The following is an 18,303-nucleotide window of genomic DNA, read 5'->3' as shown; positions in this document are numbered from 1 at the left end:
CTGCCGACAGGGAGCGCCCAGGAGACTGAGCGCTTCCGCGGCCTCGCATCCCGGCATGGCGGGCGCCCGGTCCGACCTGAAACAATCCGGGGATAGCGTGGTGCGATCCAGCAGGAGCGGTTCTTGTCCGACACCGATACGCAGGCTGTGAGGGTCGCCCGCGGCAGCGCCTGGGAGGTCTTCGCGCTATTTCTGCGCCTGGGCCTGAGTTCGTTCGGCGGGCCGATCGCCCATCTGGGCTACTTCCGCGACGAGTTCGTGCGCCGCCGCGGCTGGCTCGACGACGCGTCCTTCGCGCAGTTGCTGTCGGTGTGCCAATTCCTGCCCGGGCCGGCGAGCAGCCAGATGGGTTTCGCCATCGGCCTGTTCCGCGCGGGCTGGCGCGGCGCGCTGGCTGCGTTTGTGGGATTCACCTCGCCGTCGGCGCTGCTGATGTTCGGCTTCGCCGTCTACGCGCCGCGCGCGTTCGGGCATCCTGCCGGCCTGGCCTGGTTGCACGGCCTCAAATTGGTCGCGGTGGTGATCGTGACGCACGGCCTGTGGGGCATGGCGCGCACGCTGACGCCGGACCTGCGCCGCTTGTGCATCGCCGCCGGTGCCTGTGCGTTGGTACTGACCGCCGGCAGCGCGTGGTGGCAATTGCTCGCGATCCTGGCCGGCGGCGCGATCGGCCTATGGCTGTGCCGTCCCGCCGCGGTCCACGACGCGGCCGCATTCTCGATTCCGTACGGCCGTCGCCTCGCCATCGTCTGCATGGCGCTGTTCCTGCTGGGCCTGGCGGCTGCGCTTGCACTGCCGCGCGCCGCGCCGTCCCTGGCCGGACTGGCCGCAGCGTTCTATCAGTCCGGCAGCCTGGTGTTCGGCGGCGGGCACGTGGTGCTGCCGCTGTTGCAGGACCAACTCGTCGCCCCGGGCTGGCTCGGCGCCGACGCCTTCCTCGCAGGCTACGGCGCCGCACAGGCCGTGCCCGGGCCGATGTTCTCTCTGGCCGCCTACCTGGGAACGAGCGTCGATCTCGGCGTTACGCCGGTACTGGCGGCGACGGTGGCGCTGCTCTGCATTTTCCTGCCGGGCTTCTTGCTGCTGATCGCGGCCCTGCCGCTGTGGACGCTGCTGGTGCGGCGGCCGTGGGCGGCGCGGGCGGTGGCGGGGATCAATGCAGCGGTCGTCGGCGTGCTGGCGGCGGCGCTGTACGACCCGGTCTGGCGCGAAGGGGTGAAGAGCCTCGCGGATGCGGCCATCGTCGCGCTGGGACTGGTGTTGGTGACGGTACTGAAGCGCTCGGCGATCTGGGCGGTGCTGTGGTGCGTCGGCGCAGCGGTAGGCTGGCGTTTGCTGCAGGGTTTCATCGGTCTGTAACGGCAGGTCCGCCCGCCGCCGGCGCGGTTTCGCCCAGCAACCATTCGCGAAACGCGAGCACGCGCGGGTCGTCGCGGCTGCTCTCCGGGTAGACCAGGTGATAGGCGTAGTCCGGCGCCACGTTCACGCCGATATCGAACAAGCGCACCAGCCTTCCCTGGGCGAGGTCGTTGCCGATCATGTCCAGATCGGCCAGGCCGACACCGCCGCCGTCGATCACGGCCTGCACCACATGGCTGGAATCGGAGAAGCCCACGCAACGGCTGTCGTCGAAACCGTCGATGCCGGCCGCGCTCATCCACATACGCCAGTTCGGCCAGACCATGTCGCCGGCCTTCCAGTCCACGTAGTACAGCCGGTGCTGCAGCAGATCGCGTGGTTCCCGCAGCGGCGCGCCTGATTCGAGCAGCTTCGGGCTGCACACCGCGACGATCGTGGTATCGAACAGACGATCCGATCGCGTGCGCGGGTACCGGCCGGTGCCGAAACGGATCGCGGCATCGACATCGTCGGTAGCGAAATCGCGCAGCTCATCGCTGACGTCGAAGCTCAGCTCCAGGTCCGGATGCGCGGCCTGGAACCGCGGCAAGCGCGGCAGCAGCCAGTTGGTCGCCAGGCGTGCGCTCAGCGAGACGTGCAGGCGCGTCTCGCCCCGAGCCGTGCGACGGGCGCGGGCGACCGCAGCCTGCAGACTGTCGAGCGCGGCGGCAGTGCCTTCGAGCAGCACCGTGCCGGCCGGAGTGAGCTGGATGCGGCGGCTGCTGCGGACGAACAGCGTCAGGCCGAGCTGGTCCTCGATGTCCTTGATCTGGTGGCTGACCGCGGCCGGCGTCAGTCCCAACTCCTCGGCCGCGCGGCTGAAATTCAAGTGGCGCGCGGCCGCCTCGAAGGTTCGAAGCGCCCGCGTTCCGGGCAGCATGCGGCTCATCGATCTTCAAATCGCATTTGATGATCCGACGAGAATTACTCGTTTCCCAAGCCTCGGTCAACGGCGGATAGTGCGGCGCAGACAAACTCCAGGCAGGAGCGCGGCGACGCTGCTGCTCGGCTCGAACTTCTTGGAGCGAATACATGTCCAGACATTCGGCATCTGCCGTGGTTCAACGTAACGGCCGCGCGGCCGGCGCCGAAGATTTGGCGCCACTCGCCTTCGCCGGCTACGCGCACTTCACCGCGATGCAGGTACGCGGCGGCCGGGTGCGCGGCCTGGATCTGCATCTGGATCGGTTGCGGCATGCCTCGATGGCACTGTTCGGGCGCGCCTTGCCCGACGATCGCGTGCGCTCGTATTTGCGTTCGGCGCTCGCCGGCGGCCCGTCCGATCTCTCCTTGATCGCTACCGTGTACTCGCCTGCGGGCGAGTTCACCGTGGCCGGCACGGAGGTGGAGCCCGCGATGCTGGTCCGCGCCGGCGCGGCCGCATCGGGTCCGAAAGGCCCGTTGGCGCTGATGACGGTCGAACACGAGCGCATGCTGCCGGCGTTGAAGCACGTCGGCGAGGTCGCCAAGACCTATTTTCTGCGTCAGGCGGTGGCGCAGGGCTACGACGACGCGGCCTTCGTCGATAGGCGCGGCCGGCTCAGCGAGGCTTCGATCTGGAACCTGGCCTTCTGGGACGGCGAGGCGGTGGTATGGCCCATGGCCGAGATGCTGGGCGGGACCACCATGGGCATCGTCCGCCGTCAGCTGGAGCGTCTCGGCGTCGCGCAGCGCATGCAGGAGCTGACGCGCGCAGACCTGCCGGGCCTCGCGGGCGCTACGGTGATGAACTCCTGGACGCCGGGCGTGGCCGTGCATCGGATCGACGATCTGTCCTGGCCCGAGGCTCCGCGCTTTCTGGAATTGCTGCATCGCGCGTACGAGGCCGAGCCGTTCTCCACGCCGTAAAGCTGCGCCGACTGTCGGAGCCTGTTGCCGGCGGTGAGGCGGTCTCGCTCGTCCAGTGACTACGGCGTGCCGGCGACTAGATACCGGCTCAGACCATGACCCGGCCGCCCGCTACGTCCAGCACCACCCCCGTGATCCAGGCCGAAGCATCGCTGAGCAGGAACAGCGATGCCGCGGCCACGTCGTCCGGCGTGCCCAGCCGCCCGAGCGGGAAACCTTCCAGCATCCGCGCCTGCCGCTCCGGCGTAAGCGCGGCGCGCGTGCGTTCGGTCAGTACCGCCGACGGCGAAATGCAGTTGACGCGCAAGCCCTGCGGGCCGACTTCCTGCGCCAGGTGGCGGCTCAGCATGATGACGCCGGCCTTGGCCGCGCCGTAGCCCGCGGGCGCACCCGATGCGACGCGGGCGCCGGCGGAGGCCATGGTCAGAATCCCGCCGCTGCCGCGCGCCAACATGCCGGGCAGAAAGCATTTGATGGTGAAGAAGGTCGAGGTGAGGTTGTTGTCCAGGCTGGAACGCCAGTCCTGTTCGCTGATGTCCTGTACCGGGACCGGCCGGCCCGTGCCGCCTCCGGCGAAGGCGAGTACGAAGTCCGGTGCGCCGAAATGGCTTTCGACGCGAGCCTGCATGCGCTGAACCTGGGCGAGATCCGAGCAGTCGGCTTCCACGCCGATCGCCTCGCCGCCGGCGGCCTGCACGGCCGCGACGCTCACCTGCACGGCGGCAGGGTCGCGGCCGTTGATCGCCAGCCGCACGCCGTTGCGTGCCAGCGCCAGGCAGGTGGCCGCGCCGATGCCGCGCGAACCGCCGGTGACCACGGCCATCTTGCCGCGCAGGTCGGGATGCGTGGACGGACCGGCAAGCGTGGCAGCGGTCGGAGCGTCAGCGTCGATCATGAGTGCGTACCTCGATGTTATGTCGATCGGGATCGAAGAAGTACAGCGCCTCCGCCCAACCACGGGCGCCGTACTGCTGGGCGGAGCGGCCGTCGCGAACGAAAGGATCGCCGCCGAACGCGACCTCCATCGCCCGCAGCCGGTCGCGTACGACCTCAAAGGCGTCGCGATCCAGATGGAAGGCGAGGTGGACCGGGTCTTTCGGCGGCTCGGACAGCAGGTCGAGCACGCAGTCGTCGTTGATGCGCAGCACCTGGAACGGGCCGGCCTCGCCTTCGTGTGCGAGGTCGAGCACTCGCCGATAGAACAGCACCGACGCTTTCGCATCGCTGACGCGGAGGATCAGGTGGTCGATCTTGAGCATGCCTCGATTCCCGAAACCAGAATGCTGCTCCGACGTGGCCGTGAGCGGAGACTTGTCCGCCTGCGGAACTGCGTGACAGTCTAGGAAGCGCTGCCAGCGAATGCAGTCATCGATTTGGCATGCCGGTCATTCAAAAACGCATGGGACAGGCTCGGACCGACGACGATGGATTGGGATGATCTGAAAGTGGTACTGGCTGTCGCCCGCAATGGAACCCTCAGCGCCGCGGCGCGCGCGCTGGGCACGACCCAGCCCACCGTGAGCCGGCGCCTGGACGGCTTGGAACGGCGGCTGGACGCGAAGCTGTTCGACCGCGATGCCGGCGGCCTGCGGCTCACCGCGCTGGGCCAGTCGCTGATCGACGGCCTGGAGCAGATGGACGCCGGCGCGCTGTCGGTGCAACGGCAAGTAGCCGCGCGCGATACCGGCCTGAGCGGAGAGATCCTGGTGACCAGTCTGGATTGGCTGGGGGACGAGGTGATCGCGCCGATGCTCGCGCGCTTCGGCGCCTCGCATCCCGGCCTGCTGATCGAACTGGTCAACGACACCAAGGTGTTCAACCTGGCGCGGCGCGAAGCCGACCTGGCCTTCCGCTTCGGCTCGTTCGCGCAGGAGAACCTGGTCGAGCGCCGCATCGGCGACGTCGCCTACGCGCTGTACGCGTCGGCGAGCTATATCGAACGCCACGGCCGGCCTGAGGCAGCAGACGGTTTCAGCGGCCACCGGCTGGTGCTGCTGGATCGTGCCGCAGGCGAGGTGCCGCACGAGGCCTGGTTGCCGGTCTTGGCCCACCGTGCGCGTACGGTGCTGCACGCCAATGGCCTGCGCGCGCATCTCGCTGCCGTGCGCAGCGGCGCCGCCATGGCCGTGCTGCCTTGCTTCATGGGCGAACGGGATGCGGACTTGCATCGTGTGGCGCTGCCGCAGCCCATGCCCGTGCGTGCGGTGCGCGTCGGCTTTCATTCGGATATGCGCGACACGCCGCGCATCCGCGCCTTGGTGGATTTCGTGGTGCAGGAATTCGCGCAGTTGCAGGCGCAGCTCAATCCGCTGGCTTGATGCGCCCAGGCGCGCGATCTGAGTGCGCAATCCGAGCGCGCGATCCGGGCGCGCGAACTCAGAATCCGCGGCCTTCGGCCCGCCAGCATCGCGACTTCAGGCTTCCTCCAGAGCATGCGGCGCGGTCCGCCTGTCCGCCACATGCGCCAGCAGCCCGGTCTGGCCGGCAGCGACATCGCTCGCCAGTACGTGGCGGTCCGGATAGTCCCCGCCGTTCTGGCGCCGGAACGGGATCGGCGCCTCCTCGAACAAGCGCTCCAGGCGCGAGCGCCATGCCGCCTTCGCCGCCGCCACGGCCTCCTCGTCGATCTGCCCGGTGCCATAGACGGCATGCGTGGGCAGCACGTCCATGCCGGGAAAGAACAAGGTCCCGTGCGTGATCGGAAACAGCAGTTGCTCCAGCGGCCCGTTGATGCCGCGCGGCGAATAGTCGGCAGCCGGCCCGCCGACCGTCACCGACAGCATCGCGCGCTTGCCTTTGAAAGCGCCGTCGCCGTAACGGTATCGGTTGCCGGCGCCCTGGTAGCCGTATGCCAGACCATAGGCCCAGACCCGATCCACCCAGCCCTTGAGGATGGCGGGCATGCCGAACCACCACAGCGGAAACTGCAGGATGACGGCGTCGGCGGCCAGCACTTTCTCCTGCTCGGCGGCGACGTCGGAGGTCTGGCGTCCGTTGGCATAGGCATGCCCGGACTCGCGCACGAAATGCAGGCGATCCGGATCGGCGCGGCTGGGGAAGTCGTCCTCGTCGAACACCGCCTTCCAGCGCATGCCGTACAGGTCGGACGTCAGGACCTCGTGTCCCTGCTCCTGCAGCGTCTGGACGGCCGCGTCGACGAGTTGCCGGTTCAAGGACGCCGGCTCGGGGTGGGCATGGACTATCAGGATCTTCTTCATGGCTTTCGCTCCATATCGATGCACCCAGGCTCCGGGCCGGGGCGATGGAGCAAGTCTCCGTGCGGCCGAGCTATCTGTGAAATTGCGAAATCTTTCCGCTACCATCCATCCAATGGATAGCAAGCGCCTCGACCTCAATCTGCTGGTCACCTTGGAGGCCTTGCTGGTCGAGCAGAACGTGACCAAGGCGGCCGCCCGTTTGCACCTGAGCCAGCCCGCTGTCAGCGCCCAGTTGAGTCGGCTGCGCGACATGTTCGACGACCCGCTGCTGATTCCGGTGCAACGCGGGATGATCCCGACCGCCAAGGCCGCCGACCTGCTCGATCCCTTGCGCCTGGCGCTGGATCAGGTGCGCGCCACGGTCGCCACGCACAGCAGTTTCGATCCGGCCAAGGCTCGATTGATCGTCGCCATCGCCTGCTCGGACTACCTGCAGACGGCGGTGGTCAGGCCGCTCATCAAGCAGCTCAGGATCGGCGCGCCCGGCATGCGCGTGGCGCTGCGCACGCTCGATGCGACGCAACTGGAAGCGCAGATGGCACGCGGCGAAGTCGACCTGGCGTTCATTACGCCCGAAACCGCACCGCCGGCGCTACGCGCCAAGCCTTTGTTCGAAGAACGTTACGTATTGATCGGGCGCCGCGATCATCCCCGGCTGCGCAAGAAGCTCACGGTCGAGCAGTTCGCCGCGCTGGAGCACGTGATCGTGTCGCCGCGCGGCGGCGGATTCACCACGCCGGTGGACAACGCGCTGGCCGCGCTCGGGCATCGCCGCAATGTGGTGTTGTCCGCGGCTTCGTTCCTGTTTGTGCCGGAACTCGTGGCCCAGTCGGACTTCGTGGCCCTGGTCCCTGAGCGTCTGGTGCGCGACCGCAGCGACAAGCTGACCGTGACCAACTGTCCTTTCCCGGTGGAAGGATTCGGTATCGTGATGGTGTGGCACGAGCGCAATCACGGACACAGCGGGCAGCGCTGGCTCAGAGAGACGGTCTCCGCCCTGGTCGGCGCGTAGGCGAACACGGCGCAAGCCGTCTCGGCTCCCGCGTGCCGGCCCCCGACGGAGCCGGACGAAGCGCTGAGCCGATTTCTCCCTACCGGTTTAAACCATATGACCTCGTCGTGCGTCCCAGTGTCGGGTCCGCCGCGCACGACACTGCGCGCGGCGCAAACGTTCACCATCCCGCCATCGGCGGTCGCCTGAGGAAGCCCAATGCTGTTCGGAAAGCACCGTGTCACCGCGATCATCGTCGCCGCTCTGTGGTCGCTAACCGGGCTGGGGGCCGCGGCCAACACTCTGGACGACGCCAACGAACGCACCCGGCGATTGGTGCAGCAGGCGATGAAGGATCAGCGCATCCCGGGCCTGCAGGTCGCGGTCGTCAAGGACGCTCGGGTGGTGCTGTCCGAAAGCTATGGCCTGGCCAACGTCGAGAACCGTGTGCCGGCCACCCGCGACACCTTGTTCCCCATCAACTCCGCGACCAAGCCGTTTACCGGCGTGGCCATGATGCAGCTGGCGGAAGCGGGGCAGGTGGACCTCGATGCCCCTATCTCGCGCTACCTGGACGACTTGCCCGAGGCCTGGCGCAGCATCCGCGTCCGTCAGCTGCTTGGGCATACCTCCGGCCTGCCCGACATCGCCGATCAGCAGGGCGTGATCGGCGGCGGCACCGAAGCCGATGCATGGAAGGCGGTGAAGGCGCTACCCATGGAAGCGCCCATCGGCACGCGATACGCCTACAACCAGACCAACTACGGCCTGCTGTCGCAGATCATCGTCAAGCAAACCAGGATGCCGTACGAGCGCTATCTCGCGCAGCGCCAGTTCGCCGTTGCGGGCATGCGCAAAACGACCTTCGGCGCCAGTTACGACCTCGTTCCCAATGCCGCGACCATGTACAGCTACTTCCCGCGCGGCAGCCTTGCGGCGGACGACGGCAACCGTCTGACCCACTGGATCTACGACATGCCCTACAGTCTCTGGGCGGGCGGCGGCCTGCAGACCACGGCGGACGAACTGGCGCGTTGGATCGTCGCGCTGTCCAGCGACCGGCTGATCGGCGCGGCCAGCGTCCGCAGCATGTGGACGCCGGAGAAGTTGAACGACGGCACCGACGGGGCTTGGTCGGCGGGATGGCCGGTATTGGCGACGTCTCCCCGTCGCCAGGTCGCTGGCATCGGCGGTGCCCGCGCCGCTTTCGTGATCTATCCGGACGAGGGCCTGGCCATCGTGGTGCTGACCAACCTCGTCGGGTCGAATCCGGAAAACCTGATCCCCAAGATCGCCGCACTTTACCAGCCGCTGCCGCCTGGCCGCGCGCAATAGATCCGCATCGCGAAACGGAGATCCCATGAATATGCGCACTGGAAGGCGAGACGACGCAGAGCTAGCCTCTGCGTTCGCGATTACAACGGATGCTAAGAGGAGCAGGACTTTGCGAAAGGCATTGGTAACGTGGGGATTGCTGTTCGGTATGGCCGGTCCTGCTGCTGCGGCGACGCAAGCGGACACGTCCACGCTCGACAAGGACATGGTGGGGCCGACTTCGCAGGTGCTGGTGCTGGGCTCGGTGCATCTGAGTCAACTGCCCGATGGCTTCAAGCAAGACACGTTGGATCCGGTGGTCGACCGGCTGGCCGAGTTCAAGCCCGACGTCATCACCGTCGAGGCGCTCTCCGGCGAGCAATGCGATCTGGCCGCGCGGCATCCCACGATTTACGGCTCGGAAGGCCCGGGGCCGTACTGTCGCAAGACCGACGCGGCGAAGGCAGCGACGGGGCTGGACGTGCCGGCGGCGATCGGCGAAGTACACAGAACGCTGAAGGCCTGGCCCGCGGCGCCCGCACCCTCGCAGCGCAGGCGCCTGGCGGCGTTGTTCATGGCGGCCAACGACAGCGCGTCGGCCCTGGTGCAGTGGCTGCAACTGCCGCAGGCCGAGCGTCGCGCTGGCGACGGCCTGGACGCGACGCTGGTGGCCATGCTCGAGAAGTCCATGCGCGGCAACAACGAGAACACCCTGATCGCCGCACGCCTGGCAGCACGACTGGGCCTGCAGCGCGTGTACGCAGTCGACGACCACACCGGCGACAATGTCGACGTGCCCGACAGCGAGGCCTTCGGCAAGGCGATACAGGAGGCTTGGAGCAAGGCCGCGCCGAAGGCGCAACCCATCCGCGATCGCGAGGCCGAGCTGATCAAGACCGGCGATATGCTGGGTCTCTACCGCTACATCAACCGCCCCGAAGTGATGCGCATCGCCATGGAAAGCGATTTCGCCGCGGCGCTGCGCGACCCCTCGCTGCAACGTTACGGTCAGCTCTATGTCGCCGGCTGGGAGATCCGCAATCAGCGCATGGTGGCCAATATCCGCGAAACCTTTCGCGAGCGTCCCGGCGCGCGAGTGCTGTCGATCGTGGGCAGCATGCACAAGCCGTGGTTCGATACCCTGCTCGGGCAGATGCTGGGTGTGGAGATCGTCGACGTGCAGCGGGTGCTGAGGTGAGCTTGGCCGCCTGAACCCTATCGTTCGCAATCGACCTCCGGTCGCGAGGTCGACTTGTGGGCGCAGCTGCGGCGCGCGCGTGCTGTCGGATTTCTCCTCAGGCGGTATCCGACACACAACACGGAGTCCTTCGACTCCGTGCCGGTATTCGATTCCGCCGTCCCTAGCCTTAGACTATCGGGATGCTCCGCCTCCCTGCCTTCCATCGCCTCATAGCCCGCATGGCGCTAGCCGCCGTGCTGCTGCTGGCCTTGGTGCCGACCTTGGGGCGGTTGGCGGAACAGCGAACCGAAGGTGTGGGCGCGTACTGGGCGGCCATCTGCACCATGACCGGGCTGAAGTATGTCGACCTGTCCCAGGGCGGCATCGCGGATCAGTCCCCCGTTCCGAAACCGTCCCAGCCGGATTCGCATCCGGGCATGGACTGCGACTACTGCCCGTTGCTGGCGGCCGTCATGGTCCTGGCGCTGTGGCTGGCGCTCGCGTTTCCCTTCGCCGGCAACGCCTTTGTTCCGTTGCGGCCGATGCTTGCGCGGCGCAGGCAGGTGCACCCCTGCGGCCTCGGTTCCCGAGGACCGCCGCTCGCGCTCTGAAACACAAGTCGTGATCCGACCCCGCGCGGCTTAGCTGCGCGTCTTGTGCTTCTTGGAGCTATTCAATGTCGAAGTTTCGCTTCGCGGCGCCGCGTGCGTCGCGTTTGGCCGTGGCCGTCGCCGCGGTCATCGTTCCCCTGTGCCCGGCGCAGGCTGCGCCCCCATCCGATCCGCGCAACGACCCGGCGACCACGCTGGACAAGGTCGAGGTGCACGGTCGGCGTGCCGATGTCGCCACGGTCGACAGTCTTCAGCAGGCGAAGCAGCGCCTGGATCAGCGCGCCGGTGCGACCGCATTGGTCGACGGCGAGTCCTACCGCGGCGGCCGCGTCAGCACCCTGACCGACGCGCTCGGTTATGCGCCCGGCGTGTTCATCCAATCGCGCTTCGGCGCCGAGGAGGCGCGACTGTCGATTCGCGGTTCCGGCCTGCAGCGCACTTTCCACGGCCGCGGCATCGAGTTGCTGCAGGACGGCAGCCCCTTGAATCTCGCCGACGGCGGCTTCGACTTCCAGGCGGTCGAACCCTTGGCAGCCCGATACATCGAGGTCTACCGCGGCGCCAATGCGCTGGAATACGGCGCGGCCACGCTCGGCGGCGCGATCAACTTCGTCGCGCCGACCGGCTACGACGCGGCGCCGGTCGACGTGCGCCTCGAAGGCGGCAGCTTCGGCTATATGCGCGGGCAGCTGGCGTTGGCCGCAAGCACGGACCGGGCCGACGGCTATCTGAGCCTCACCGGCCTCAACCAGGACGGCTACCGCGACCATGCCCGCCAGGAGAACTACCGTCTGTTCGGCAACGCCGGCTACCGCTTCGGCGATACGCTGGATGGGCGCGTCTATCTCACGCATGTCGATACACGCTCGGAACTGCCCGGCAACCTGACCTTGGCCCGGGCCAAAGACGATCCGCGTGCTGCCGCGGCCGGCAGTCTCGCCCTGGACCAGCGTCGCGACTTCCGCCTGGACCGCATCGCCGGCAAGTTGGCGTGGACGCCTTCGCAAACGCAGTCGCTGACCGTGTCGGCCTACTACGCCGACAAATCGTTGCACCACCCGATCTTCCAGGTGCTTGAGCAGTCCACCCGGGACGCGGGCGTCGATCTGCGCTGGCGCAGCGAAGGCAGGCTCGGCGACCATAAGAACCTGTTCGTGGCGGGTCTGGCCTTTGCGCAGGGCGATACGGACGACGATCGTTTCGCCAACATCGCCGGCCGCGCAGGCGCACGCAGCAACAAGTTCGACCAGCGCGCAAGCAATACCAAGGCCTACCTGGAAAACCAGACCTGGCTGACCGAGCGGTGGATCCTCGCACTGGGGGCCCAAGGTCTGCACTCGACCCGGCGCTCGCGCGACTTATTCATCACCGCCGGCCGCGACGAGAGCTTCGATGTCTCCTACTCCGGCGTCAGCCCCAAACTAGGGATGCGCTATCTGGTCGACAGCGGCACGCAGTTGTTCGCCAATATCAGTCGCAGCCTGGAGCCGCCCAGCTTCGGCGAGCTGTCCGGTGGTCCCAATGTCACCCAGGTCGACAAGCAGCGTGCGACCACGGCCGAGATCGGTATGCGCATGCAGCTCGATGGATTCTCGCTGGATGCCGCGCTCTACCGTGCCCGCGTGGACGGCGAGTTGCTGGCCTTGACCGACGGCAACGGCAATCCCCTGGGTACCGTCAACGCCGATCGCACGCTGCACCAGGGGCTGGAGCTGGGCCTGGCCTGGCAGCCGAACGATGCCTGGCTGATTTCTGCCAACTACCTTTGGAACGATTTCCGCTTCGATCACGACGCCGTCTACGGCGACAACGAACTCGCCGGCGTGCCGCCGCAGCAGTTGCGCGCCTCCTTGCATTGGTCGCCGGATGAGCGCTTCTATGTCGCGCCCAACGTCGAGTGGGCGCCGCAGGACTACTACGTCGATCATGCCAACACGTTCAAGGCGCCCGGGTATACGGTCTACGGCGTCCGCCTGGGCGGAAAGATCGCCTCGCAATGGTCGTGGTTCGTCGACGCACGCAATCTGGCCGACCGCAAGTGGATCTCCAGCACCAATGTCGTGGCGGATGCGAAGGGTCTGGATCAGGCGAATTTTCTGCCCGGAGAAGGGCGCGCGGTCTACGCCGGTTTCGAATGGAGGATGCGGTGAGCGAGTCCGCCGAAGGCCGGAGCTCGCGCAAGTCGTGCGGGATCTTGTCGACGTGAGGAGTCCTGAAGCGACGCCGACGGTCTAGGCCGTCGCGTGCACTGCCTGTGGGCCAGGCCGCCTCGCGCGGTATGGCCCACTCAGGCGATTGGCGAATGCCGCGGTCTGGCGAATGCGTCAAGCCGGCCCACGCGTCAGATGCCCCGCTGTTTGGATACCGTACTCATGGGCTGCCCGCGCCTGCTAGAAGCGGAACGCTCGTTGACGCACACTTCGAGTCTCGCGATCCGTCGCGCGCTGACTGTCTTTGAGGGAACGTTGATGCATCGACTCTTCGTTTACGGAACGCTCGCCCCGGGGCGGCCCAACGAGCACGTCCTGGCGGGTATTCCCGGCCGATGGGAGCAGGCGACGGTCATCGGCTCGCTGGTGCAGGAAGGCTGGGGCGCGGCGGTCGGCTATCCCGGCATCGTGCTTGACGAGCATGGCGATGAAATCAGCGGTCTGGTCTTCAGCTCGGCAAGCCTGGCCGAGCATTGGGACCGCATCGACGAGTTCGAAGGCGAGGGCTATCAGCGCGTGCTGACCACGGTGAAGCTCGCAGACGGCACGGCCGTGGACGCCTACATCTACAAACTCAGCGGAGATGGATCGTCGGCCGGCACCGCAGGCGGCGGTTGAGCGCATCCAGGCCCAGGCCGCTGCCCGGCGCGCGCGACCTCGCGAGTAGAGGCCCTGCTTGCGACTCCGTCGGGGCCATGAGCCCGCGGCAGCCGGCAAGCTACGAAGGCGCCCGATCCACGGCCGTCTGCAGCCAGCGATCGACGATCCGCAGTACCGTATCCGCGGCTTCGCGATGCGGTACATGACCGCAGTCGTGAAGCAGGTGCATGGACGCGGGCCCTTGCGATAGCCGCGCAATACGCTGCGGATGCAGCGCCGAACCGTATTCGTCCTGCTCGCCGTGGAGCACCAGCAGCGGACAACGGACGCCGTGCAGCGCCTCGTCCAGGTTCCAGTCCGAGAACGCCGGCGCCAACCAGGTGTCGATCCAGGCCTTGAGCACCCAGGCGGCCTTCTCGCCGTGGTATTTGCTCAGGCGCTCGCGTTGCGCCGGCTCGGCGAATGCCTGACGCGCGGCGAGGATTCCCGCGATCGTCCGATCTTCAACGAAGGCTTGGGCGGATTCCGTGATCAGGCCTCGGCAGTCGTGGGCGTAGCGCGCAGCGCAGGCGACGGCCATGCCACCGCCGACGCTGTGGCCGAACGCCACGAACCGTGCAATGCCGAGTTCCTCGCGCAAGCAACGAAAGGTGTGATCGGCCTGGTCATTAACGAAACCGATATCCAGCACTCCGGGATGAGGGTCGGATCGGCCAAAGCCGAGGCGGTCGTACGCGATCACGCTGCGGCCTGTCGTGCCCGCCAGTCGTTCCGGAAAATCGCGCCACAACTCCACGCAACCCAGCGAGTCGTGGAACAGGACGATGGGGGCGCGTTGATCGTGCCTCGCGGGCGTCCAGCGCTTGACGTAGAGGCGTCCCAGTTCGGTGGCTACCTGCAGTTCCTGGATCTGAATCAAAGACATGCTCAGCCTATGAGATACCGAAACAATCAAGCCGCACCGGATCTCGCGTTCGGAACAGCCATCGGCCATGGAAGGCCGCGAACTCGAATGCAACTCGCCGGTACTGAAACGCTGGACGGAACTTCGTGAAATAGGGTTGCTTCGGTTCGTCGTAAAACCGGCTTCAGGTTTTCCGCGCCGACTTCCCCTGCGGGACGACATAGGCGGCAAGGTGCTTGCCGGTCAGAGTGGCGCGGCCCTTGATCAGCTCGGCGGGCGTGCCCTCGAAGACCACTCTGCCGCCGTCGTGGCCGGCGCCGGGGCCCAGGTCGATGATCCAGTCGGCGTGCGCCATCACCGCCTGGTGGTGTTCGATGACGATGACCGACTTGCCGGAGTCGACGAGCCGGTCGAGCAGGCCGAGCAGCTGTTCGACGTCGGCGAGGTGGAGGCCGCTGGTCGGCTCGTCGAGCACATAGACGCCGCCCTTCTCGCCCATGTGGGTGGCCAGCTTGAGCCGCTGCCGCTCGCCGCCCGATAGCGTGGTCAGCGGCTGACCGAGGCTGAGGTAGCCGAGCCCGACGTCGGCGAGGCGGGACAGAATCTTGTGCGCGGCGGGAATCTCCGCCTTGCCCGAGCCGAAGAACTGCTCGGCCTCCGCAACCGGCATCGCGAGCACCTCGCTGATGTCCTTGCCGCCGAATTTGTACTTCAGAACCTCGGCCTGGTAGCGCTTGCCCTCGCAGTCCTCGCACGGGGCGGCGACTCCGGCCATCATCCCCAGATCGGTGTAGACGACCCCGGCACCGTTGCAGGTCGGGCAGGCGCCCTCGGAGTTGGCGCTGAACAGCGCCGGTTTCACGCCGTTAGCCTTGGCGAAGGCGTTGCGGATCGAATCCAGCAGGCCGGTGTAGGTCGCCGGGTTGCTGCGGCGCGAGCCGCGAATCGCGCCCTGGTCGACAGTCACCACCCCGTCCTGGCCCGACACCGAGCCGTGGATCAGAGAGCTCTTGCCCGACCCGGCCACGCCGGTGATCACCGTCAAGACGCCGAGCGGAATGTCGACGTCGACCTTCTGCAGATTGTGGAGGCCGGCGCCGCGCACTTTCAGCGCGCCCGAAGGCTTCCGAACCGAAGGTTTCAAGGAGGCGCGGTCGTCCAGGTGCCGGCCGGTCAAGGTGCCGGCGGCGCGCAGCCCGTCGATGCTGCCCTCGAACACCACCTCGCCGCCGGCGGTGCCCGCACCGGGTCCTAGGTCGACGACGTGATCGGCGATAGCGATCGCCTCGGGCTTGTGCTCGACCACCAGTACGGTATTGCCCTTGTCGCGCAACTGCAGCAGCAGCTCGTTCATGCGCTGGATGTCGTGGGGGTGCAGCCCGATCGTGGGTTCGTCGAAGACGTAGGTGACATCGGTGAGCGAGGAGCCGAGGTGGCGGATCATCTTGGTGCGCTGCGCCTCGCCGCCCGACAGCGTGCCGGCCGGCCGGTCCAGCGAGAGGTAACCCAAGCCGATCTCCACGAACGAATCCAGGGTGTGCGCCAGCTTGGCCAGCAGCGGCGCCACCGACGGCTCGTCCAGACCGCGGACCCATTGCGCCAGGTCGCTGATCTGCATCGCGCAGGCGTCGGCGATGTTGATCTTCCTGATCCTGGACGAGCGGGCCGCCTCGCTGAGCCGGGTTCCGTCGCAGTCGGGACAAATGCTGAAGGTGATTACCTTCTCCACGAACGCGCGGATGTGCGGCTGCATCGCATCGATGTCCTTGGCCAGGAACGATTTCTGGATCGTCGGGACCAGGCCGGCGTAGGTCAGGTTGATGCCGTCGACCTTGATCTTGGTCGGCTCCTTGTAGAGCAGGTCGTTCAGTTCCTTCTTGCTGAACTTGCGGATCGGCTTGTCCGGATCGAAGTAGCCGCAGCCCCTGAAGATGCGGCCGTACCAGCCTTCCATGCTGTAGCCGGGAATCGTGAGCGCGCCTTCGTTGAGCGACTTGCTGTCGTCGTACAGCTGCGACAGGTCGAAGTCGGTGACCGAGCCGCGACCTTCGCAGCGCGGGCACATGCCGCCGATGCGGTTGAAGGTTTCCTTGACGGTCTTGGTGCGAGTGCCGCGCTCGACGGTGATCGCGCCGGCCGCCTTGACCGAGGGCACGTTGAAGGCGAATGCGCTGGGCGAGCCGATATGCGGCTTGCCCAGGCGGCTGAAGAGGATGCGCAGCATCGCGTTGGCATCGGTGGCCGTGCCGACCGTGGAGCGGGGATCGGCCCCCATCCGTTCCTGGTCGACGATGATCGCCGTGGTCAGCCCGTCGAGTACGTCGACATCGGGCCGCGCCAGTGTCGGCATGAAGCCCTGCACGAAGGCGCTGTAGGTCTCGTTGATCAGGCGCTGCGACTCCGCGGCGATCGTGCCGAACACCAGCGAGCTCTTGCCCGAGCCGGAAACGCCGGTGAATACCGTCAGCCGGCGCTTGGGGATATCGATGCTGACGTCCTTGAGATTGTTCACGCGCGCGCCATGCACGCGGATCAGATCGTGGCGATCGGCTGCATGCGACGCGGACGACGGCGCGTCTTTCCTGGTGGCCTTGCTCATCGTGTCTCCATGGGGTGGGCTGGGCCGCCGTCGTGGCGATCGGCGGCATCGCCTGGCTCGATCCGGCCAGCTTGCATCAGTGTAGTTACTGGCCGACGGTATTTCGTCCGCCGCGCCATTTGGTGATATAGGGAAGCGCGAACAGATACAGTCCAGTCAACAGCAACAGGGCGAGCGGGAACAGCGGAACGTGGCAGTCGTCCTGGGTCCAGGTCGGGCCGTCATGCTAGGTCCGGCGTGGTGGCCGGCGCTTCTCGATTCCTGACCGGTCCGGTCGCCCGCTCCCCATGCGGCAGACCGATCAGACCGACGCGCGGATTCGCTCATGGATCCGTGTACGTACCGCCTGGGCGATCCAGTCCGCCGGTCCGCGTGGAGCCTATGCGAGCCGGGTACGGCCAACAAGCTGGCGCATGGCCGGCCAAATCCGTTCAGTCCGGTCGGCGCGGCGCTATTCTTGGCCATGCGGGATCAGTGCAGACGGCCGCCACCCCAGGCCCGCCATTGAACCGGCACCTTCCACAAGGCAGGACACGGATGAAGATCGCAATCGGATTGCTGATGAGTGCGCTGTTGCTGGGTTGCGCCAGTGCCGGCCCCAATGAGGCGCTGCCGTTTCTCCCGATGCTGGCGCCGCCGCCGCCCGGCACCGAAGAGATGCGGCTTACGGCTGCGAAAACGGGCAAGCTCGTCGTAGAAAAGGGCTGCGTGAAAATCGCGAGCGGCCGCTATATCGAGACGGTGCTTTGGCACCAGGGAACGGAACTGGGCCGCGATGCGTCGGGCCTGTTCCTGCGCGAGACCCACACGGGTCAGATCGTCCGCTTCGGTGCGACCACGACCTTCGGCGGCGGCGACCTGCCGGAGGACTACGTCGCCCGTGCCTATCCGGAACTGGCGCAGCGCTGTGGCCCGCCGTATGGCTCCGGCTGGATCGGCGATTGAATACGGATTCCGGCCGCAACCGTCCGTCCGGTCCCGCTTCGGGGGGCGGCGGATTCGCACGGCGACACATACGAGAGCTGCCATGAAACTTAGCGTGACGATGGTCCTGTTGCTGCTCGCTTCCGCGAATGCCTGGGCCGACCAGAAACAGCCGACGGATGCCGAACTCTCGGACTGGATGAATTACCTCAGAAGCGTCGGCATCCCCAGCACCGTCAAGATTTGCGGTCCGGTGCTGCAGGACGAAGCGCGGTTGCACGGCGCCTCGCAGGCATGGTTCCTTCTAAACCAGGCCTCCGTCGATCGCGGCCATGCCGTGGCGGCGAGCCAGCCGCCCAAAGGTTGGCAGTCGCTGGAGGACTACAACGCGGCGATGATCCAGGACTTCGAGACCAAACTCGGCAACAAGCCTGCGCCCGAGAAGCTGAAGATATGTACGGACTATCTGACGCTGTTGGAAAAGCGCGCAGAGCACCCATAACGCC

At 66.9% G+C, this 18,303-nt stretch carries 17 protein-coding genes; 11 read left to right on the top strand and 6 right to left on the bottom strand.

Annotated elements, in window-relative coordinates:
• Positions 1 to 123: 123 nt before the first annotated feature.
• Positions 124 to 1,359 carry a chromate efflux transporter gene (chrA, locus tag ASD78_RS08265; protein WP_056100165.1) on the top strand — a complete coding sequence of 412 codons (1,236 nt, stop codon included), beginning with the start codon at positions 124 to 126 and terminating at the stop codon, positions 1,357 to 1,359.
• Here chrA and gcvA read toward each other — a convergent pair.
• Positions 1,346 to 2,287: a transcriptional regulator GcvA gene (gcvA, locus tag ASD78_RS08260; RefSeq protein WP_056100162.1), complete on the bottom strand. Its 942-nt coding sequence runs from the start codon at positions 2,285 to 2,287 to the stop codon at positions 1,346 to 1,348. The genes chrA and gcvA overlap by 14 nt on opposite strands.
• Before the next feature lie 143 nt (positions 2,288 to 2,430).
• Here gcvA and ASD78_RS08255 point away from each other — a divergent pair, with 143 nt between their 5' ends.
• On the top strand, positions 2,431 to 3,246 hold the full coding sequence (locus ASD78_RS08255) for an aminotransferase class IV family protein (RefSeq protein WP_056100160.1): 816 nt from the start codon (positions 2,431 to 2,433) through the stop codon (positions 3,244 to 3,246).
• A gap of 88 nt (positions 3,247 to 3,334) precedes the next feature.
• Here the strand turns inward: ASD78_RS08255 and ASD78_RS08250 are convergent, their stop codons facing one another.
• Both ASD78_RS08250 and ASD78_RS08245 read right to left on the bottom strand, forming a co-directional pair.
• Entirely contained in the window at positions 3,335 to 4,141 is an 807-nt protein-coding gene (locus ASD78_RS08250) for an SDR family NAD(P)-dependent oxidoreductase (RefSeq protein WP_056100159.1), read from the bottom strand.
• Complete coding sequence (locus tag ASD78_RS08245) at positions 4,128 to 4,505, bottom strand: VOC family protein (protein ID WP_056100156.1); 378 nt, start codon at positions 4,503 to 4,505, stop codon at positions 4,128 to 4,130. The genes ASD78_RS08250 and ASD78_RS08245 overlap by 14 nt, the downstream gene beginning before the upstream one ends.
• A gap of 165 nt (positions 4,506 to 4,670) precedes the next feature.
• Here ASD78_RS08245 and ASD78_RS08240 point away from each other — a divergent pair, with 165 nt between their 5' ends.
• Positions 4,671 to 5,564: a LysR family transcriptional regulator gene (locus ASD78_RS08240; protein WP_056100153.1), complete on the top strand. Its 894-nt coding sequence runs from the start codon at positions 4,671 to 4,673 to the stop codon at positions 5,562 to 5,564.
• 96 nt (positions 5,565 to 5,660) lie between these two features.
• On the opposite strand, the gene ASD78_RS08235 is transcribed toward ASD78_RS08240, so the two are convergent.
• Positions 5,661 to 6,464, bottom strand: a complete 804-nt coding sequence (locus tag ASD78_RS08235; RefSeq protein ID WP_055902232.1) for an NAD(P)H-dependent oxidoreductase — start codon at positions 6,462 to 6,464, stop codon at positions 5,661 to 5,663.
• A gap of 112 nt (positions 6,465 to 6,576) precedes the next feature.
• On the opposite strand from ASD78_RS08235, the gene ASD78_RS08230 reads away from it, so the two are divergent.
• The 6 genes from ASD78_RS08230 to ASD78_RS08205 all read left to right on the top strand — a co-directional run bounded on the left by ASD78_RS08230 (position 6,577) and on the right by ASD78_RS08205 (position 13,388).
• Positions 6,577 to 7,476, top strand: coding sequence for a LysR family transcriptional regulator (locus tag ASD78_RS08230; protein WP_056100151.1), 900 nt, complete (start codon positions 6,577 to 6,579; stop codon positions 7,474 to 7,476).
• Between the two features lie 312 nt (positions 7,477 to 7,788).
• Positions 7,789 to 8,790 (top strand): serine hydrolase domain-containing protein, encoded by a 1,002-nt coding sequence (locus ASD78_RS08225; RefSeq protein ID WP_343123536.1) that lies wholly within the window; start codon positions 7,789 to 7,791, stop codon positions 8,788 to 8,790.
• 148 nt (positions 8,791 to 8,938) lie between these two features.
• Complete coding sequence (locus ASD78_RS21505) at positions 8,939 to 9,967, top strand: DUF5694 domain-containing protein (protein WP_056100145.1); 1,029 nt, start codon at positions 8,939 to 8,941, stop codon at positions 9,965 to 9,967.
• Positions 9,968 to 10,149: 182 nt separating this feature from the next.
• A complete protein-coding gene (locus ASD78_RS08215) occupies positions 10,150 to 10,560 on the top strand; it encodes a DUF2946 family protein (protein ID WP_056100142.1) in 411 nt (136 codons plus the stop codon).
• A gap of 65 nt (positions 10,561 to 10,625) precedes the next feature.
• Positions 10,626 to 12,710 (top strand): TonB-dependent receptor, encoded by a 2,085-nt coding sequence (locus tag ASD78_RS08210; RefSeq protein WP_056100138.1) that lies wholly within the window; start codon positions 10,626 to 10,628, stop codon positions 12,708 to 12,710.
• A 207-nt stretch (positions 12,711 to 12,917) separates the two neighbouring features.
• Positions 12,918 to 13,388, top strand: a complete 471-nt coding sequence (locus ASD78_RS08205) for a gamma-glutamylcyclotransferase family protein (RefSeq protein ID WP_200944142.1) — start codon at positions 12,918 to 12,920, stop codon at positions 13,386 to 13,388.
• 100 nt (positions 13,389 to 13,488) lie between these two features.
• Here the strand turns inward: ASD78_RS08205 and ASD78_RS08200 are convergent, their stop codons facing one another.
• Positions 13,489 to 14,295, bottom strand: a complete 807-nt coding sequence (locus ASD78_RS08200; protein WP_056100132.1) for an alpha/beta hydrolase — start codon at positions 14,293 to 14,295, stop codon at positions 13,489 to 13,491.
• Positions 14,296 to 14,458: 163 nt separating this feature from the next.
• Positions 14,459 to 16,873: an excinuclease ABC subunit UvrA gene (locus tag ASD78_RS08195; RefSeq protein ID WP_056100129.1), complete on the bottom strand. Its 2,415-nt coding sequence runs from the start codon at positions 16,871 to 16,873 to the stop codon at positions 14,459 to 14,461.
• 537 nt (positions 16,874 to 17,410) lie between these two features.
• On the opposite strand from ASD78_RS08195, the gene ASD78_RS08190 reads away from it, so the two are divergent.
• Positions 17,411 to 17,818, top strand: a complete 408-nt coding sequence (locus tag ASD78_RS08190; protein ID WP_056100127.1) for a hypothetical protein — start codon at positions 17,411 to 17,413, stop codon at positions 17,816 to 17,818.
• 82 nt (positions 17,819 to 17,900) lie between these two features.
• Entirely contained in the window at positions 17,901 to 18,299 is a 399-nt protein-coding gene (locus tag ASD78_RS08185) for a hypothetical protein (protein ID WP_056100124.1), read from the top strand.
• Positions 18,300 to 18,303: the final 4 nt, after the last annotated feature.

The organism is Lysobacter sp. Root667 (assembly GCF_001427715.1).
In the GTDB taxonomy this organism is placed as follows: domain Bacteria; phylum Pseudomonadota; class Gammaproteobacteria; order Xanthomonadales; family Xanthomonadaceae; genus Lysobacter.
This window is presented reverse-complemented; position numbering and strand designations above follow the sequence as displayed.

Excerpts from the sequence above, each read along its gene's own strand:
- ASD78_RS08250 (WP_056100159.1), bottom strand. The coding sequence starts at position 4,141 with ATGATCGACGCTGACGCTCCGACCGCTGCCACGCTTGCCGGTCCGTCC.
- ASD78_RS08190 (WP_056100127.1), top strand. The coding sequence starts at position 17,411 with ATGAAGATCGCAATCGGATTGCTGATGAGTGCGCTGTTGCTGGGTTGC.
- ASD78_RS08235 (WP_055902232.1), bottom strand. The coding sequence starts at position 6,464 with ATGAAGAAGATCCTGATAGTCCATGCCCACCCCGAGCCGGCGTCCTTG.
- ASD78_RS21505 (WP_056100145.1), top strand. The coding sequence starts at position 8,939 with ATGGCCGGTCCTGCTGCTGCGGCGACGCAAGCGGACACGTCCACGCTC.
- ASD78_RS08240 (WP_056100153.1), top strand. The coding sequence starts at position 4,671 with ATGGATTGGGATGATCTGAAAGTGGTACTGGCTGTCGCCCGCAATGGA.
- ASD78_RS08210 (WP_056100138.1), top strand. The coding sequence starts at position 10,626 with ATGTCGAAGTTTCGCTTCGCGGCGCCGCGTGCGTCGCGTTTGGCCGTG.
- ASD78_RS08185 (WP_056100124.1), top strand. The coding sequence starts at position 17,901 with ATGAAACTTAGCGTGACGATGGTCCTGTTGCTGCTCGCTTCCGCGAAT.
- ASD78_RS08245 (WP_056100156.1), bottom strand. The coding sequence starts at position 4,505 with ATGCTCAAGATCGACCACCTGATCCTCCGCGTCAGCGATGCGAAAGCG.
- ASD78_RS08200 (WP_056100132.1), bottom strand. The coding sequence starts at position 14,295 with ATGTCTTTGATTCAGATCCAGGAACTGCAGGTAGCCACCGAACTGGGA.
- ASD78_RS08255 (WP_056100160.1), top strand. The coding sequence starts at position 2,431 with ATGTCCAGACATTCGGCATCTGCCGTGGTTCAACGTAACGGCCGCGCG.
- gcvA (WP_056100162.1), bottom strand. The coding sequence starts at position 2,287 with ATGAGCCGCATGCTGCCCGGAACGCGGGCGCTTCGAACCTTCGAGGCG.
- ASD78_RS08195 (WP_056100129.1), bottom strand. The coding sequence starts at position 16,873 with ATGAGCAAGGCCACCAGGAAAGACGCGCCGTCGTCCGCGTCGCATGCA.
- ASD78_RS08230 (WP_056100151.1), top strand. The coding sequence starts at position 6,577 with ATGGATAGCAAGCGCCTCGACCTCAATCTGCTGGTCACCTTGGAGGCC.
- ASD78_RS08215 (WP_056100142.1), top strand. The coding sequence starts at position 10,150 with ATGCTCCGCCTCCCTGCCTTCCATCGCCTCATAGCCCGCATGGCGCTA.